Source organism: Telmatospirillum sp. J64-1 (assembly GCF_006980715.1).
In the GTDB taxonomy this organism is placed as follows: Bacteria; Pseudomonadota; Alphaproteobacteria; order Rhodospirillales; family Magnetospirillaceae; genus Oleiliquidispirillum; species Oleiliquidispirillum nitrogeniifigens.
Genome location: NZ_SBHN01000016.1, coordinates 46,928 through 63,359 on the forward strand (window position 1 = coordinate 46,928; position 16,432 = coordinate 63,359).

At 64.4% G+C, this 16,432-nt stretch carries 14 protein-coding genes; 2 read left to right on the plus strand and 12 right to left on the minus strand.

All coding sequences use genetic code 11. The annotated features are described in order from the left end of the window. Positions 1–40: 40 nt before the first annotated feature. The 7 genes from EPD66_RS15385 to EPD66_RS15415 all read right to left on the minus strand — a co-directional run bounded on the left by EPD66_RS15385 (position 41) and on the right by EPD66_RS15415 (position 9,921). Positions 41–2,026 carry a response regulator gene (locus EPD66_RS15385; RefSeq protein WP_142849410.1) on the minus strand — a complete coding sequence of 662 codons (1,986 nt, stop codon included), beginning with the start codon at positions 2,024–2,026 and terminating at the stop codon, positions 41–43. Next, positions 2,027–2,476, minus strand: coding sequence for a response regulator (locus EPD66_RS15390; protein WP_142849411.1), 450 nt, complete (start codon positions 2,474–2,476; stop codon positions 2,027–2,029). It lies immediately after the preceding gene. A gap of 2 nt (positions 2,477–2,478) precedes the next feature. After that, complete coding sequence (locus EPD66_RS15395; RefSeq protein WP_142849412.1) at positions 2,479–4,710, minus strand: ATP-binding protein; 2,232 nt, start codon at positions 4,708–4,710, stop codon at positions 2,479–2,481. Then, complete coding sequence (locus tag EPD66_RS15400) at positions 4,707–5,309, minus strand: biliverdin-producing heme oxygenase (protein ID WP_185961438.1); 603 nt, start codon at positions 5,307–5,309, stop codon at positions 4,707–4,709. The genes EPD66_RS15395 and EPD66_RS15400 overlap by 4 nt, the downstream gene beginning before the upstream one ends. After that, complete coding sequence (locus EPD66_RS15405) at positions 5,302–5,670, minus strand: response regulator (protein WP_185961439.1); 369 nt, start codon at positions 5,668–5,670, stop codon at positions 5,302–5,304. The genes EPD66_RS15400 and EPD66_RS15405 overlap by 8 nt, the downstream gene beginning before the upstream one ends. Positions 5,671–5,733: 63 nt before the next feature. Continuing rightward, positions 5,734–6,984, minus strand: a complete 1,251-nt coding sequence (locus EPD66_RS15410) for a HAMP domain-containing sensor histidine kinase (protein WP_142849415.1) — start codon at positions 6,982–6,984, stop codon at positions 5,734–5,736. Next, positions 6,985–9,921, minus strand: coding sequence for a chemotaxis protein CheB (locus tag EPD66_RS15415; RefSeq protein WP_142849416.1), 2,937 nt, complete (start codon positions 9,919–9,921; stop codon positions 6,985–6,987). It lies immediately after the preceding gene. 137 nt (positions 9,922–10,058) lie between these two features. Between EPD66_RS15415 and EPD66_RS15420 the strand changes: the two genes are divergently transcribed. Beyond that, on the plus strand, positions 10,059–10,478 hold the full coding sequence (locus tag EPD66_RS15420) for a response regulator (protein WP_142849417.1): 420 nt from the start codon (positions 10,059–10,061) through the stop codon (positions 10,476–10,478). A 41-nt stretch (positions 10,479–10,519) separates the two neighbouring features. Here the strand turns inward: EPD66_RS15420 and EPD66_RS15425 are convergent, their stop codons facing one another. Continuing rightward, positions 10,520–12,391: a transglycosylase domain-containing protein gene (locus EPD66_RS15425; protein WP_255448522.1), complete on the minus strand. Its 1,872-nt coding sequence runs from the start codon at positions 12,389–12,391 to the stop codon at positions 10,520–10,522. Between the two features lie 306 nt (positions 12,392–12,697). Between EPD66_RS15425 and EPD66_RS15430 the strand changes: the two genes are divergently transcribed. After that, positions 12,698–12,895: a hypothetical protein gene (locus EPD66_RS15430; protein ID WP_142849419.1), complete on the plus strand. Its 198-nt coding sequence runs from the start codon at positions 12,698–12,700 to the stop codon at positions 12,893–12,895. Between the two features lie 123 nt (positions 12,896–13,018). Here the strand turns inward: EPD66_RS15430 and dnaA are convergent, their stop codons facing one another. The 4 genes from dnaA to EPD66_RS15450 form a co-directional block, all read right to left on the minus strand. Next, positions 13,019–14,443, minus strand: coding sequence for a chromosomal replication initiator protein DnaA (dnaA, locus tag EPD66_RS15435; RefSeq protein WP_142849420.1), 1,425 nt, complete (start codon positions 14,441–14,443; stop codon positions 13,019–13,021). 347 nt (positions 14,444–14,790) lie between these two features. After that, the gene (gene rpsT, locus EPD66_RS15440) at positions 14,791–15,051 is read right to left on the minus strand and encodes a 30S ribosomal protein S20 (RefSeq protein ID WP_142849421.1); all 261 of its coding nucleotides are present in this window, start codon (positions 15,049–15,051) and stop codon (positions 14,791–14,793) included. 186 nt (positions 15,052–15,237) lie between these two features. Continuing rightward, the gene (locus EPD66_RS15445; protein WP_142849422.1) at positions 15,238–16,014 is read right to left on the minus strand and encodes an enoyl-CoA hydratase; all 777 of its coding nucleotides are present in this window, start codon (positions 16,012–16,014) and stop codon (positions 15,238–15,240) included. A gap of 59 nt (positions 16,015–16,073) precedes the next feature. Continuing rightward, entirely contained in the window at positions 16,074–16,403 is a 330-nt protein-coding gene (locus tag EPD66_RS15450) for a hypothetical protein (protein WP_255448525.1), read from the minus strand. Positions 16,404–16,432: the final 29 nt, after the last annotated feature.

The window sequence follows — 16,432 nt, forward strand, 5'->3', positions numbered from 1 at the left end:
GGCATGGCCCTGTCCCGGTTTTCCCGGGACGGGGCGTCGCCTAACCCGTCGTATTGCCGATGAAGGACGAGCCGCGCCCCCGCGCCAGCAGATGGGCGGCGGCGGTTATCAGGCGGTTGGGCATGACAGGCTTGGCCAGGAAATCGTCGAATCCCGCCTGCAAAGCCTGGTCGCGGTCTTCCGGGCGGGCATAGGCGGTCAGGGCCAGGGCCGGTACCTCCTCGGCTTCCGGCAGCACCCGAAGGCGGCGGATCAGGGCATAGCCGTCCTCGCCCGGCAGGCCGATATCGCTGACGATCAGCGATGGGCGGCTGGTCAGCAGGTGGGAATGGGCTTCCTCGCCATTGGCCGCCGGCATCACCCGGGCCCCGAATTGCTCGAAGACCTGCTGGATGAGCTGGCGGGTATCCGCTTCGTCCTCCACCACCAGGATCACCGTGCCGGTAAAGTCCACATCCTCGGCATCGCCCTCGGCCAGGGCCGGGAACAGGCTTTCCCCGGCCAGCGTCACCAAAGGCAGGCTGACCGAGAAGCTGGCGCCTTTTCCTTCGCCCTCGCTTTCGGCGGTGATGCTGCCGTCATGGGCTTCCACCAGTGACTGGACGATGGCCAATCCCAGTCCCAGGCCGCCGAAGCGCCGGGTGGTGCTGGCATCGGCCTGGCGGAAACGCTGGAACACGTCGGTCAGGAATTCCGGCTTGATGCCGATGCCGGTATCCCGCACCGTCAGCCGTGCCTGGCCCTGCTCCTTGTGCAGGGTCAGGGTGATGCGTCCGCCCTGCGGGGTGAACTTCACGGCATTGGACAGCAGGTTGAGGATGATCTGCTGCAACCGCCCGCCATCGCCCATGATCCACAGGCCGTCCTCCAGGGCGACCTCGATCTCCAGCCCCTTGTTCTCGGCGGCCACCGTGACCGAATGCACTGCTGCCCGCGCCACTTCGGCCAAGTCCAGCGGGCGCCGGTCCAGGGTGATCTTGCCCGAGATGATCCGGCTCATATCCAGCAGGTCTTCGATCAACTGGGCTTGGCTGCGGGCGTTGCGTTCGATGGTTTCCATCACTTGGCCCAGCTTTTCCGGCCCGACCAGCCCCCGGCGCATCATCTGCACCCAGCCCAGGATGGCGTTCAAGGGAGTGCGCAATTCGTGGGAGAGGACGGCCAGGAATTCGTCCTTCACCCGGTTGACCTTCTCCGCCTCGCTGCGGGCGGCGCGTTCCCGTTCCAGCAGGGCCTCGCGCTCGGCCTGGGCCTTGCGGATCTCGGTGACATCGCGCAGGACGATGGAATAGGCCAGCAACTGGCCCTGCGCGTTGCGGACCGCCGATATCACCCCTTCGCCCCGGAAGCGGCTGCCGTCCTTGCGCAGGAAGAAGCGTTCCCCGGCGACGCGGCCCTTCGTCCTGGCCTCGGTCCGGACAAGGCCGGGCACGTCCGCGTCGCGGTCCTCGGGCAGATAGAAGAGCGCCATGGGCTTGCCCAGGATTTCCGCCTCTTCATATCCCAGCAAGCGCAAGCCGCCCTGGTTCCACGAGGAGATGGCGCCATCGGGCGTGATGGTGAAGATGGCATAGTCGTGGACGTCGTCGATGGCCATGCGCAGCCGCTGGAGATTTTCCTCCGCGGCTTTCTTGTCGGTGCGTATGCGCGCCTCGACCATGGCCCGCTCGACCGCCGCCGGCAGACGTTGCAGGCGGTCTTTCAGGACATAATCGGTCGCGCCCTCCTTCATCGCCTCGATGGCCGTCTCCTCGCCCAGCACGCCGGAGACGAAGATGAAGGGCAGATGGCCGTTTTCCCGCTGGCGCACGAGGCGCAGGGCGGCCATCCCGTCGAAAAGCGGCAGGCGGTAATCGGCCAGGATCAGGTTCGGCCAGCCCTGTTCCAGAAGCGCGACGAAATCGGGCTGGTTCTCCACCCGGCGGACCTCGATGTCCAGGCCGTGCCGGGTCAGCCGGGACAGGATCAGCTCGGCATCCAAAGGGCTGTCTTCGAGGAGCAGTATCCTCAGCGATGTCATCATCATTCACCCGCGTTTGCGGAAACCCGGCGGCGGCTCATTGAAAACCCCCCAGAACATGCCGAGTTCGTAGATCGCGGCGAAGAATTCCTTGTAGCCCACCGGTTTTACGACGAAGGCATTGACGCCCAGTTTGTAGCTGCGCACCAGATCCTCCTCCTCGCGCGAGGAGGTCAGCATCACCACCGGGATGTAGCGGGTCTTGGGATGCTGCCTGATCTTCTCCAGCACTTCCAGCCCGTCCAGCTTGGGCAGCTTGATATCGAGGATGATCACCACCGGCATCTCGTGCAGGGGCCGCTCTTCCTCGAGGAACAGATAATCCAGGGCCTCGGCGCCGTCGCGGGCCACGGTCACGTCGTTGCCCAGCTTGCACTTCTCGAAGGCCGAAAGGGTCAGTTCCAAATCGAGCGGATTGTCTTCGACGAGCAGGATGGGCTTGAGGGGGGCGGACAAGATCAAGGCTCCGTCACAGGCAGCGAGACATAGAAGGACGCGCCCTTGCCGGGCTCGCCCTCGGCCCAGGCCCGGCCGCCATGGCGCTCGGCCACGCGGCGGACATTGGCAAGGCCGATACCGATGCCTTCGTATTCCTCGGCCCGGTGGAGACGCTGGAAGACCCCGAACAGCTTGTCCACATAGGCCATGTCAAAGCCGATGCCGTTGTCGCGCACGAAATAGGTGATCATGCCCGGCTCTTTCTTCTCGGCTCCGATCTCGATCACCGCGGGATGGCGCTGGCGGCTGTATTTGAGCGCGTTGGAAACGAGATTCTGCAGCACCATGCGCAGCATGACAGCATCGCCTTCCACCGGCGGCAGGTCGGCGATGCGCCAGACGATCTGGCGGCCCGCCGTTTCGCTTTCCAACCCGGCGATCACCTCGCACAGCAGGGTGTTCATGTCCACCTGCCGGCGGTTCAGCGTCGCCCGGCCCATCTGCGCGAAATGCAAAAGGCTGTCGACAAGTTCCCCGGCGGAAAGGGCGGATTCGATGATGATGTCCAGGTAGCGCTGACCGGCGGGGCTGAAATGCTCTTTTTCCATGTCGCGCAGCAATTCCGAATAGCCGACGATATGGCGGAAAGGCGCGCGCAGGTCGTGCGAGACGGAATAGGAGAAGGAGGCCAGTTCCTTGTTGCTGCGCTCCAATTCCTTGCTCAGTTCGGCCAGTTCCTCGGCCTGGCGCAGCACGATGCCAACGATGGACTGTCGCAGGTCGCGGGCGGCATCGATTTCGCTGGGCTGCCAGGGGCGCGAGCGCAGATGCACCACTTCCTTCCACATCTCGAAGGATTTGCGGGGATGCAGGGTCTTGGCCTCGGGTTCGACCGGCTTGCGCGGATCGCCGCCCCATTTCACCGTCTGCACCACTTCCGGGCGGAACCAGATGACGAAGCTGGGATGCAGGCTGGAAATGGAAACGGCCAGCACGCCGCTGGCGCTGTCGGCAATGTCTTTTGCCTGCGGCCAGAGATCGGCCAGACGATCGGTGGCGAAGACCTCTTCCTTGCCCTGCTCGCGCAGCCATTGCGCCAAGTCGCGGACAATTTCCTCTTTGGGCGTCCGGCCGACCAGGTGCAGCTGATCGTCCGCGATGATGGCCGCCCCTTGGGCATCGGCCAAAGCCAGAAAGTCCCGGCCCTGCTCGGCCAGGGCCGCCAGATAATTCTCGCGCCCCGCCATCGCCGCCAGCAGCCGCGCCTCGCATTGCTTCAGCTTCAGGCGGCGATGGGCATCGGCACTGCGTTCGCGCGATTCGATCTGGACCGCATAAACCTGGCTGAAAAGATCACAGGCGGTGCGGATGCCGAAAGGCACCACCGCCGGTACATGATTGTGGCAGGAAATCAGCCCCCACAGCCGCTCGCCCTGGATCACCGAAAAGGACATGGAGGCAGGGATGCCCATGTTGCGCATATATTCCAGGTGAATGGGCGACACGCTGCGCAGCACGGAAAAGCTCAGATCGAGTGCCTTGCCCGTCTCGGGGTCGAGGGGCGGCACCAGGGGAACCGGCTGATAGGCGGCATCCGGGATCAGGCGCAGGCGGTTGATGCGGTACAATTCCCGCGCCTGTTCAGGAATGTCCGAGGCCGGAAAACGCAGGTCCAGATAGGACGGCAGATGCTCGTTGCGGTCTTCGGCAATGACCATGCCGTTCCATTCCTCGTCGAAGCGATAGATCAGCACCCGGTCGAAGCCGGTGATGCGGCGCACTTCCTGGGCGGCCACCGCATCCAGTTCCTCGGCCGAAGCGGCGCGCAGGCGGTCGAGCGAGTCTTGCAGCAGCGCATGGATGTCGGGTGAGGGCGTCGCGGCCGGCGGGCATTCCTCGAGTTCGACCACCACCACCTCGCCGCTGCGATGGGCGAGAAGCTGATAGGACTTCCCCGAGGGCAGGGAAAGCTTGGGGAATTTCTTGGGCGGCCCCGCCCGGACCTGGCGCAGATCTTCGATCTGCGATGACAGGGGCGTGTTTTCCAGCAGCTGTCCGACCGGCTTGCCCAGCGCCTCTTCCGGAGTGATGCCGAAGACATCGGCGAGATTGGCACTGACCTGGCGCAGCCTGCCATCGGCGGCGCCGAAGGCCAACAGCACCCCATGGGGCTGGATGCTGCCGGGAATGCGGATGGGCTCGCGGGCGCAGTTGGACAGATCGACGGCGGGGAAGGAATCCGGCTGTGTCATGCCTCGGCCTCCTTGGGGACACAGAGCCAGCGATGCAGCGCGATGAAGGTCGCCACGGCCATGCCGGTGATGGCGTCATCAGCGGCGGGCGAGGAATGCGCGGACAGGATGCGGCGGAAATCCTGCCACATGGCCCCCACCTGCGCGCCATGGCTGTGGAAATAGGCCATCCCCTGTTCCTCCGACCAGCCGAAGCGGGCGCGGACATGGCGGGTGATGAAACGGCCGCCGAGGGTCGAGCCCTCCAGCACGTAGAGAGAGCCCAAGGCTTCCTCCCGGCTGCGGAAAACGGGGAGATGGGGACAAAGGGGAAGGGCGGCGATTTCTTCTGCCGTCAGCCCTAGAAAAGTCAGGTCCTGCTCCAAAAGATGAAGCCGGCGGCGGGGCGCGAAAATGGCGTCGCCTTCGCCGAAAATGGCTGTCAAAGCCGCTTCCCAGGGGGAATGGAAGCCCCAGAAGCGCGTCAACAGCCAAAGATAGCGTTCGCGGGAGAGATCGGGGGCCATCAGCCCCAGATCATCTTCCAGCCGTTGATGGATCGGCCATGTTTCCCGGCGCAGCCGCGCTGCCAGTTTTTGTGCCTGCTCCGTCTCAGGCATTACTGGCGAGGGCGGAAACCCTCCGCAGCAGATCGTCGAAATCCACCGGTTTGAGCAGCCAGTCGGCGAAACCGCCTTTGCGGAAATCATCTTCTTCCAGCATGTGCCCGGTCAGGGCGATGGCTTGGACCGGACGTTGCGACTGGATCTTGTTCACCAGTGCAAAGCCGTCGTCATCCGGCAGGGAAATATCGGTAATGACCACATCGACATTCTTGCCCAGCGCCACCGCCAGGGCCGTGGTGGCGTCGCCCGCCGTATGCACGCCATAGCCTTCCGAGGTCAGCAGGCTTTCCAGCAGCATTCTGGTGATGTCGTCATCTTCGACCACCAGGACAGTCGTCTCCGGTTTCGTCTTCATCGTCAAGACATCTCCAGGCATATCGCAGAGTAAGGGGAAAACCTTAATATCTGACTTACTCTCTCAGGCCAAGCTTTCCGTCCGTAATGGGACCTCGACGGAAAAGCAGGATCCCTTGCGAAGCTGCGATTTGACGCTGACCCGGCAGCCGGTCATGGCCGCCAGGCGGGAGACGATGGACAGGCCCAGCCCCAGGCCGCCCTCCCTGTTGCGGCCGCTGTTGCCGACCTGATGGAAATCCTCGAAGATCACGTCGAGCTGGTCTTCCGGGATGCCGATGCCGCTGTCCCAGATTTCGAAACGCAGCCGGCCACCGCGCCGCCGGGCGCCGAATAGCACACCGCCCTGGTCGGTGTAGCGGATGGCGTTGGAAAGGATGTTGCGCAGGATGCGTTCCACCAGTTGCGGGTCGCACCACAGCTCGACATCCGGGGCGAAGGTCTTGAAGCGCAGGCCCTTCTGCTGGGCGATGGCCGAAAATTCCAGTTCCAGCCGGTGCATGATGTCGGCGCTGGAAAAAAGGGAGAGTTCGGGCGTGATCAGCCCGCCCTCCACCCGCGACAGGTCGAGCAGGCCGTCGAGCAGGCTGCGCAGGGAATCGGTGGCCTGGCGCAGCCGCTCCACGATCGGCGTGATGTCCTGGCCCGGTTCGCGCTGTTCCAGCGCCTCCATGAACAGCGTCAAGGCATGGACCGGCTGGCGCAGGTCGTGGCTGGCCGTCGCCAGGAAGCGGGTCTTGGCGTTCAGCGCCTGTTCCATCTGGGCCTTGGCCTCGGTCATCGCCTCCATCGCGTGCTTGCGGTCGCTGATATCGACCACGGAACAGACGACCGAGCCGCTGTCATCGAAGGAGGCGCAATCGAACAGGCCGGTGAAGACCGTGCCGTCCAGGCGGTAGAAGAGGTATTCCGCCGTTTCCACCGGCTCGCCGCGCCGTGCCGCCGCCACATGGGCGAGAAGCCGCATATGGTCCTTCGAGGCAGCCAGCAGCAGCAGCGGCTGCCCCACCAGGCGGTGCTGGACGGAGCGGAACTGGCGGATGGCCATGCGGTTGACGTCCTGCACGAAACCGGCCAGATCGACGACGAAACAGGCCACCGGAATGGTGCTGAAAAGCGTCATGTAGCGCTGGCGGGATTTTTCCAGTTCAAGCTGCGCGCCGCGCAGTTCCTCGTTCTGGATATCCAGCTCCGCCTGGTGGATGAACAATTCCTCGATCAGCTCGCGCATCTCGTGTTCAACCACCGGCCGGGCCGTCAGGCGCCCCTCCTTCAGGGCGAGGCGCGCCCGGGACCGTAAATCCTCACCATCCATCTAGCCTGTCCTTTCGGTCCTTTGATGCGCAGTCGGATCGAAACCGGTATTGACCGGCAGGTGAGTCACCACGAGGCTGCCGCCGGTATTGGGCAGCAGGGCCACGTGCAGGAGCAGGAAACGCTCGCCCCAGGGCAGCTTGGTCCAGTACATGTCGCTCTGGCCGGACCGTACCATGTCCATGGCCTCGTTCAGGACCCGGCACTGGTCCTGTCCCAGGGGCAGCAATTCCCGGCACAGCCGCAGATAATCCCGCCCCAAGCCCGCCGACGAGACGAGGGGCAGATGTTTTGCCGCCAGATCCTTCCAGGCGGCATTGACCAAGGTCACGATGCCGCTGGCATCGAGCACCACCACGCTGGCCGGCAAGGTGTCGAGCACCGCCTGGAGGCGCATCTGCACCTCCTTGATCAAGGTGATGTCGAGGAAGGTCACGACAACACCCGAAGGGGCCGACTTCTGCTGGCCGCGCGATTGAGCGGAGATATAGGGCAGCAGACGGACGAGCAGCCATCGCCCGAACGAGGATCTGACCTCCCGGCTGGTGGTGCTTCCTTCTGTCAGGGTCGTGCGCAGATCCCTAAGAAAGTCGCCATACTCCAAATTGGACGAGATATGGGCAATGGACCGTCCGATGTCACGGGGCATGACATTGAGAAAATTCGCCAGGGGCGCGGTGAAACGGCGGATGATCAGGTCCTGGTCGAGGAACAGGACCGGCAGGTCGATGGCCTGGAACAGGTTGTCCAGGTCGTCGGTGACCTTCGTCAGTTCCTCGATCTTGGCCTCGTATTCGGCGTTGAGCGAATGGAGCTCCTCGTTGACCGATTGCAGCTCTTCGTTCGTGCTCTGCAATTCCTCGTTCGAGGTCAGCAATTCCTCGTTGGCGGCCTGCAGCTCTTCGTTCGTCGTTTCCAATTCTTCATTGGTCGCGTGCAGGCTTTCCTGGCTGGTCTGAAGGTCGATCTCCAGGCCCTGGATACGTTCGGCGGCCTCGCGCTGGAGGCCCTCCATGCTCGGCGCTTCGCCGGTGAAGCCGCTGCGGCTGGGGGTCATCACCACCATGCAATAGGGGCGGCCGTTGCGGTCGACGAAGGGCCGGATCACCGGTTGCAGAAGTTCGGTGCCGCGCGCGGTGACGACACTGACATTGCGGCAGACGACCTCGCTTCCCCGGCGGAAGGCGTGATGGACGCCGGTGCCGATGATGCCGCGCAAGGAAGGCAGAAGCAGCTTCAGCAGGTTCAGGCTCATGGCGCCCGAGGCCATCTGGAGGAAACGGCTGCCGCCGCCGAAGATATGCACGATTTCGAGGTGATCGTTGACCAGCAAGGTCGGCGGGGAGAAATCCTCCATCAGCATCGACAGGCTCTGATCCACCGCCATCTCGTTTTCCGTGGCGGTAACCCGCGACCGGCGGGGCTGGGCGGTGGGCGCGGGCAGGGCGGTCGCGGGCAGCAGGTCGGGCGGCAGGCGCTTGGCCTCGCGCACCACCTGATAGATCTTGTGCTTGCCGTCGACGACGCTGAAACCGCTGGCGAGGTCGCCCAGGGTCTCGCTCGATCCCTGGAACAGATAGCCGCCGGCCCGCAAGGCGTAGTGGAAGCGGGAGAGCACCTTGCGTTGCAGGATCGGCTCCATATAGATCAACAGATTGCGGCAGCTGATCAGATGGACGCGGGTGAAGGGCGGGTCCTTGAGGACGTTGTGGCGGGCGAAGACCACCATCTGCCGGATCGTCGGCGTGACGCAGAGCCTTTCACCCCGGCGGGTGAAATAGCGCTGGCGCAGCTCGGGCACCATGTCGTCCAGTTGATGAGGATCGTAGGCACCATGGCTGGCGATTTCGACGGCGTCATGGTCGATATCGGTGGCAAAGATCTTGATGTCGCGGTCCCGTCCCGTCTTGCGCAGATGCTCGGCGAACAGGATGGCGATGGAATAGGCCTCCTCACCGGTGGCGCAGCCGCAGACCCAGACCCGGACCGGGTCGCTGGGGCCCGCCGCCTTCACCACATCGGGAATCACCTGCTCGGCCAAGGCGTCGAAGGCGCCTTCGTCGCGGAAGAAGCGGGTGACGTTGATCAGCAGGTCCTTGCAGAGAAGCTGGGCCTCCACCGGGGTTTCGCGCAGATGTCTGGCATAGGAGGCCAGATCGGCCAGGCCTTGCAGCGACAAGCGCCGTTCGATCCGCCGCGCTAGGGTTGAGCGGCGGTAATGGGAAAAATCCACATCGGCATGGAGATGCAAGGCCGACAGCACCTGTTCGATCTGCGGATCGTCCGGATCCACCTTTCCCGTCTGCCCACGCGGGCGCGGCGCGTGGGACAGCGCGATGATGGAATCGGCCAGCATGTCGGCGGGCACCACGTCGTCGACCACTCCCGAGGCGATGGCGCTGCGCGGCATGCCGTCGAAGGCGGAGCTGTAGGGTTCCTGCACCAATACCCGGCCGCCCGCTTCCTTGATGGCGCGAATGCCGCGCGAACCGTCGCTGCCGGTTCCCGAAAGGATGACGGCGATGGCCTTCTCGCGCTGATCGGTCGCCAGGCTTTCGAGGAACAGGTCGATGGGCAGGCTGAGATTGGTGCTGGCCTCCTTGACCACCAGATTCAGGCGGCCGCCGGAGATGGTCAGCAGCTTGCCCGGCGGCAGCAGATAGACCTTGTCGGGCTCCACCACCATGCCGTCCCCGGCTTCGGAGACCGGCATGGTGGTATGCTTGGACAGCAGGTCCGCCATCAGGCTCTTGTGATCCGGCGAGAGATGCTGGACCACGATGAAGGAGAGGCCGGATTTGGCGGGCATGTTCTGGAAGAAGATGCGCAAGGCTTCCAGGCCACCGGCCGAGGCTCCGACGCCGACTACGCCCCTTGGTTTCTTGCGGTTATTGCTTCTGCTGCCCGCTTTATTGGGGCCTGACTCGGGCGTTGCCACAGAACATTCCCTCGGTCACAGCTATTGTCATTGAGCAAGCAATCTAAGTACATTCCGGGGTGAATTCGAGTGAAATGCGTCACAATCGGCACGACCGGTCTCGGTGGGAGAGACCCGTTGGAGGAGAGGCCGCAGACATGTCCAGCCTGAAGCCAATCTTACTGGTTGAAGACGATCCCCGTGATGTGGAACTGACCCTCAACACCCTGGTGCAAAGCCGTCTGGCGAATGAAGTGGTGGTGGCCCGCGACGGCGCCGAGGCCGCCGCGATGCTTTTTCCCGAAACCGGGAAGGGGCTGCAGCCCGGGATGATCCTGCTGGACATCAAGCTGCCCAAGCTGGGCGGCCTGGACCTGCTGGCCCGCATCCGCGAGACCCCGGCGACGCAGGCCCTGCCGGTGGTCATGCTGACCGCCTCCGGCGAGGAGGCCGACCTGGCGCGCAGCCATGCCCTGGGCATCAACGCCTATGTGGTGAAGCCGGTCAGCCTGCAAGCCTTCCAGGACGCCCTGTACGAATTGGGGACCTTCTGGGGCATCATGCCGCGCCGGACATGATCCGGTTTCCCCGGATCATGTCAGCCTGAGCGGATCTTCCCCTAGCGCCTGCCGAACAGGGTATTCACCAGCGAATCCCAGACGCTTTCCAGGGTTTCCACCGCCGCCGGCAGCGGATTGTGGATGACGGGCGCCGCCGGTGCGGGCGGCGGCGGCGGGCTGTAGGCCATGACGCCGGGCAACTGGCGGACCGGCTGGCCCTCATGGGCATGGTTCATGACCTTGGCCCAAAGCTGGGCAGGCAGGCCGCCGCCGGTGACGCGCTTCATGGGGGTGCCGTCGTCATTGCCGACCCATACCCCGGCGACCAGATCGGCGGTATAGCCGACGAACCAGGCATCGCGGTAATCCTGGCTGGTGCCGGTCTTGCCCGCTGCCGGACGGTCGATCCGGGCATTCCGGCCGGTGCCGTAATCGACGACGTCTGCCAGCATGGAATTCAGCGCGGCCAGCGGCCCCGCCGAGATCATCTGGCCCGGCCCGCCGCCGCTGCGCCGCCACAGGACTTGGCCCGAGCGGTCGCGGATCTCGCTGATGCCGTGCGGCCAGACGGCATAGCCGCCATTGGAGAAGGGCACATAGGCCCCGGTCAGTTCCAGCAGCGAGACCTCGCTGGTTCCCAGCGCGATGGAGGCGTCGTTGGCGATCGGCGAGGTGATGCCCAGGCGCTGCGCCGTCTGGATCACCCGCTTGGTGCCCACCCGGTCGATCAGGCGCACGGCCACGGCATTGCTCGATTGCGACATGGCGCGGCGCAGGCTGATCGGCCCCTCGTAGCGGCCGTTGAGGTTTTCCGGCCGCCAGTTGCCGATGCGGACCGGGGCATCCTCGATGAGGTCTTCGGGGCTGAGCCCGGCTTCCAGTGCGGCCAGATAGACGAAGGGCTTGAAGGCCGAGCCGGGCTGGCGGCGGCTTTGGGTGGCGCGGTTGAACTGGCTTTCGCCGTAATGGCGCCCGCCCGACAAAGCGCGGATGGCGCCGTCCTGCGACATCACCACCACGGCCCCCTGGCTGGCCCCGGCCTTGCTGCCGGCATCGGCCAGCAGCGTGGACAATTCACGGTCCACCCGGCGCTGGAGGGCGATATCCAGCGTGGTCTGCACCACCAGGTCGCGATTCGGCGGCAGGCCGAAGCTTTCGATCTGCTCCATCAGCCAATCGGCGAAATAGCGTCCGGCGGGGGAGAACTGGCGGACGCCGGTCGGGCCGACCTGCGCGGCATGGGCGGCCTCGGCCTGGGTGATGTAACCGGCGGCGACCATATTGGCGAGGACCTGCACCGTGCGCTGATGCGACGCATTACGGTCCGCGCGCGGATTGTAGCGCGACGGCGCCTTCAGCAGCCCGGCGATCATCGCCGCCTGATAGAGATCCACCTCGCGCGCGGAATGGCCGAAATAGCGTTGCGCGGCCGCTTCCACCCCATAGGTGCCCGCCCCGAGATAGACCCGGTTCAGGTACAGGGTCAGGATCTGGTCCTTGGTGAAGCGGTATTCCAGCTTCAGGGCCATCAGCAATTCCTGGATCTTGCGCTTCATCGTGCGCTCGGGCGTCAGGAAAAGGTTCTTGGCCAATTGCTGGGTGATGGTGCTGCCGCCCTGGACGATGCGCCCGGCCTGATAATTGACATGGGCGGCACGGGCCAGGCCGATGAAGTCGAGGCCGAAATGCCTGTAGAAGCGCCGGTCCTCGGTCGCCAGCACCGCCTGGGGCAGGTGGCGCGGCAGGGTCGCCAGCGAGACCGCCTCGCCATACAGGTCGCCGAAGGCGGCGAAGGTTTCCCCCTGGACCGAGACGAAGGAGATGCTGGGCCGCCGGGTGAAGGTGGTGGCGCTTTCGATCTCGGGCAGGTCATAGGCGTAATACAGCAGCACCCCGGCCAGGCCGACGGCCCCCCAGATGCCGAGCGTCACGGACCATTTGAGCAGAAAGAGAAACAGACGCCTTCCCTTGGACTTCTTGCCCGAAGGAGGTTTCCTGCCGCCGCCGCTGCGTTTCCTGCGAGACTCGCCGTTCTTGGCAGAAGAGGGCTTTTCGCCTTTGTCTGCGCGGAGGGGGGAAGTGCCGGATGGAGAGGTCATGGCCGGAGGAATAGCATAAAAGGTGTCACTTCTCAAAACTGGCACATTGCGCCCGCTGCCCATATACTCGACTATTGATAAAGGTTCTTGTGGCGATTTTCGGGCGGGAAGTCGTCTTCACAGGGGGAAGGTTTACCTATGGAAGATCTCACCGTGACGGTGCCCGCGGAACTGCGAGAACGCCTGGAACGGCTGGCAACGGAAACCGGCCGTGATGTGCAGGATTGCCTGACCGAAGCGGTCGGTGATTGGGTTTCGGCATGGGAACGCCATCTGGCCGACCTGACCGCGGCGGAGGAAGTCCGCCCGCTGCTGCGGGTGGCGAGCAAAGGCTAAGGCGTGATGCCCTTGGAGCGTGACGCGGTAAATCCGCATCACGCTCCAAATTTATATATTTGCCCTCTGCCTTAGCGCGCCCCCGCGTGCTGAGCCGCGGCCATGCTTCGAGACGGCCCCGGCTCAGCCTTCCAGCATGCGCCGGAGCAGTTCGACATCTTCCGCGAAGGAAATGTCGGTCTGGCAGAGTTCCTCGACCTTCTTCACCGCATGCATGACGGTGGTATGGTCGCGGCCGCCGAATTTGCGGCCGATCTCGGGCAGCGAGCGCGAGGTCAATTGCTTCGACAGATACATCGCCACCTGACGGGGCCGGGCCACCTGACGCGAGCGCCGGGCGGAATGCATGTCCGAGATGCGGATGTTGAAATGCTCGGCCACCCGTTTCTGGATTTCCTCGACCGTGATGCGGCGGTCGTTGGCGCGCAGCAGGTCGTGCAGCACCTCCTGGGTGCTTTCCAGGGTGATGTCGCGTCCGACGAGCTGGGCATGGGCGATGACGCGGTTCAGCGCGCCTTCCAGTTCGCGGACGTTCGAGGTGATCTTGTGCGCCAGGAATTCCTGCACCTTGGTCGGCACGCTCACGCCCATCTGCTCGCATTTGGCATCAAGGATGCCGAGGCGCAGTTCGTAGGAGGTGGCGTGGATATCGGCGACCAGGCCGCAGCCCAGGCGCGATTTCAGCCGGTCTTCCATGCCTTCCAGGTCCGACGGCGACTTGTCGGCGGAGATGACGATCTGGCGCCCCTGGTCGACCAGCGAATTGAAGGTGTGGAAGAATTCCTCCTGGGTGGAATCCTTGCCGCCGATGAACTGCACGTCGTCGATCATCAGCACATCGACCGAGCGGAACTGCTCCTTGAAGGCCATGGTGTCCTGATAGCGCAGGGCCCGCACGAAGCGGTACATGAACTTCTCGGCCGAGAGATAGATCACCGTGCGCGCCGGATTGCGGGCGCGGATGTGGTGGGCGATGGCATGCATCAGATGAGTCTTGCCGAGACCGACGCCGCCATAGAGGAACAGCGGATTGAAGGACACCACTTCGGCCTCGGCCACGCGGCGGGCGGCGGCATAGGCGAATTCGTTGGGCTTGCCGACGACGAAATTGTCGAAGGTGTAGCGCGGGTCCAGCGGCGCCGAGATCTCGTCATTGCCCGAGACGGCGCTGCCGACGGCGGCAGCCGTGGCCGTTTCGGCGCGCGGCGGCTGGATGGCCGGGGCGGCGGAGGCCGCGGCGACTTCGGCCACCGGCTGGGCGACGGCGGCGGCAGCAACCGGGCGGACCGGCTGGACCACGAAGTCGATGCTGCGGATATCGGGATTCTCGGCACCCCACAGGATGCGGATGCGCTCGCCGTAATGGGCCGCGACCCAGTCGCGCATGAAATTGGTCGGCACCGCCAGGCGCAGGATGCCGTCGCGCAGGTCCGCCAGGCTCAGCGGTTGCAGCCAGGACTTGAAGGCGGAATCGCCGTATTCCTCGCGCAATCGGCCGCGCACTCGGTCCCATTGGGCATTGAGCATCTGGTCAGTCCCGTACGACATCACTTTTCCCGGCACGCCGGCTTCCGCCGTGCATGGCCCCTGACAAGCCACCAAGGCCGAACCCCAAGCCTTTTCCCTTTTCCGGATACCCGGTCATGACAAAGGGCACCGCGATACCTGCTGTAGAGGAGAAGGGCAGGCAATGCGGTCTTTGGTTCGATTGTTCTTGGTGCTTTTGACGAACCTGCCGCGGGCAGGACCAAAAAGATAGCTGGGCAGGACGCCCAAGGCAATAAGACCTTGTTCCAAAAGCCCGAGAATCCGCCATTCCTGGCTTTCGGGCATGCGAAAACCGCACCCGCTTTCGACGGATGCGGTTTCGGCAGTCGGACGCGCGAAGGAAAGCCTTAGAGGGCCTTCACGCGGGCGGTCAGACGCGACACCTTGCGAGCAGCGGTGTTGCGGTGCAGGACACCGGCGTTCACGCCACGGGCCAATTCCGGCTCGGCGGCGCGCAGGGCAGCCGTGGCCTGCTCCTTGTCGCCGGCGGCAAGAGCGAGTTCCACCTTCTTGACGAAGGTGCGGATACGGCTCACGCGGGCACGGTTGACTTCGGTGCGGCGCTCGGTCTGGCGGATGCGCTTCTGAGCCGACTTGTGATGGGCCATGGTTGTCGAACCTATTTTCAGAACAATGCGAAATCGGAAGGCGCGTTTATAGGTCGCGCCGGGGGCTTACGTCAACACAGGAATCGCAATGGGCGAAGACTCGCCGATGACTCGATCCAGAGTCCCCGGAGACTCCAACAGCAGGTTGGGGATAGCGTTGAACCATCCCCAATACTTGGTAGCGATTCACCGATTCTTGAAATTGGGCTGGCGCTTCTCGATGAAGGCGGCCATGCCTTCCTTCTGGTCCTCGGTGGCGAAGGTGGAATGGAAGACGCGCCGTTCGTACATCACGCCCTCGCGCAGGGTGGTCTCGTAGGCGCGGTTGATGCAGTCCTTGGCCATCATCACGCTGGGACGCGACAGGCCGGCGATGCGGTCGGCCACCTTCAGGGCCTCGTCCAGCAGATCGGCGGCGGGGACGACGCGACTGACCAAGCCGGAGCGTTCGGCCTCGGCGGCGTCCATCATGCGGCCCGTGAGGACCATTTCCATCGCCTTGGACTTGCCGACATAGCGGGTCAGGCGCTGGGTGCCGCCGGCGCCGGGGATGATGCCCAGCGTGATTTCCGGCTGGCCGAACTTGGCGGTGTCGGCGGCCAGGATGAAGTCGCACATCATCGCCAGTTCGCAGCCGCCGCCCAGGGCATAGCCGGACACGGCGGCGATGACGGGCTTGCGGCAGGTCGTCACATGCTCCCAGCCCTTGGTGATGAAGTCCTCGAGATAGGCGTCCATGTAGGACTTGGGCTGCATTTCCTTGATGTCGGCGCCGGCGGCGAAGGCCTTCTCGCTGCCCGTCAGGACGATGGCGCCGACCTCGTCATCCGCCTCGAAGGCATCGAGCGCCCGGCCCAACTCCTCGATCAGATCCGCGCAGAGCGCGTTCAGGGCCTTGGGACGATTGAGAGTGATCAGGCCGACCCGGCCGCGCGTTTCGACAAGGATGTTCTCGTAAGCCATCGACTCGAAGCTCCTGTTCTTGTGGAACGGTCATTTGCCGTCGAACATGATGGCGCCGCTCATTGCGGCGACAGGGTAAAGCGAACCGTGACCGGCCCCTGGCCGGTGACGTCCAGGCGCAGCATCTCGCCTTCGCGGCGGAAGGACAGGCCCGTGATTTGCTGCCAGCCCAGTTCGGGCAAGGCCGCCGTATAGAAGGAAGCGACATCGGTGGCGGACACGTCGCCATGGGCATAGGCCTCGACGATTCGTCCCGTGGCGGTGTCGAAAGACAAACCCGCCTCCGTCTGCTCGGCCAAGCCGGGCATCAGTGGAATATCCTCGACCGCCTCCAGGAAAGCCGCAGCCTGCCCGCTGCCCGGCAGCAGGGCGAAAAGGACAGCGGCCACCGCAAGGGAGGCTCGGAGAGCACGAAACA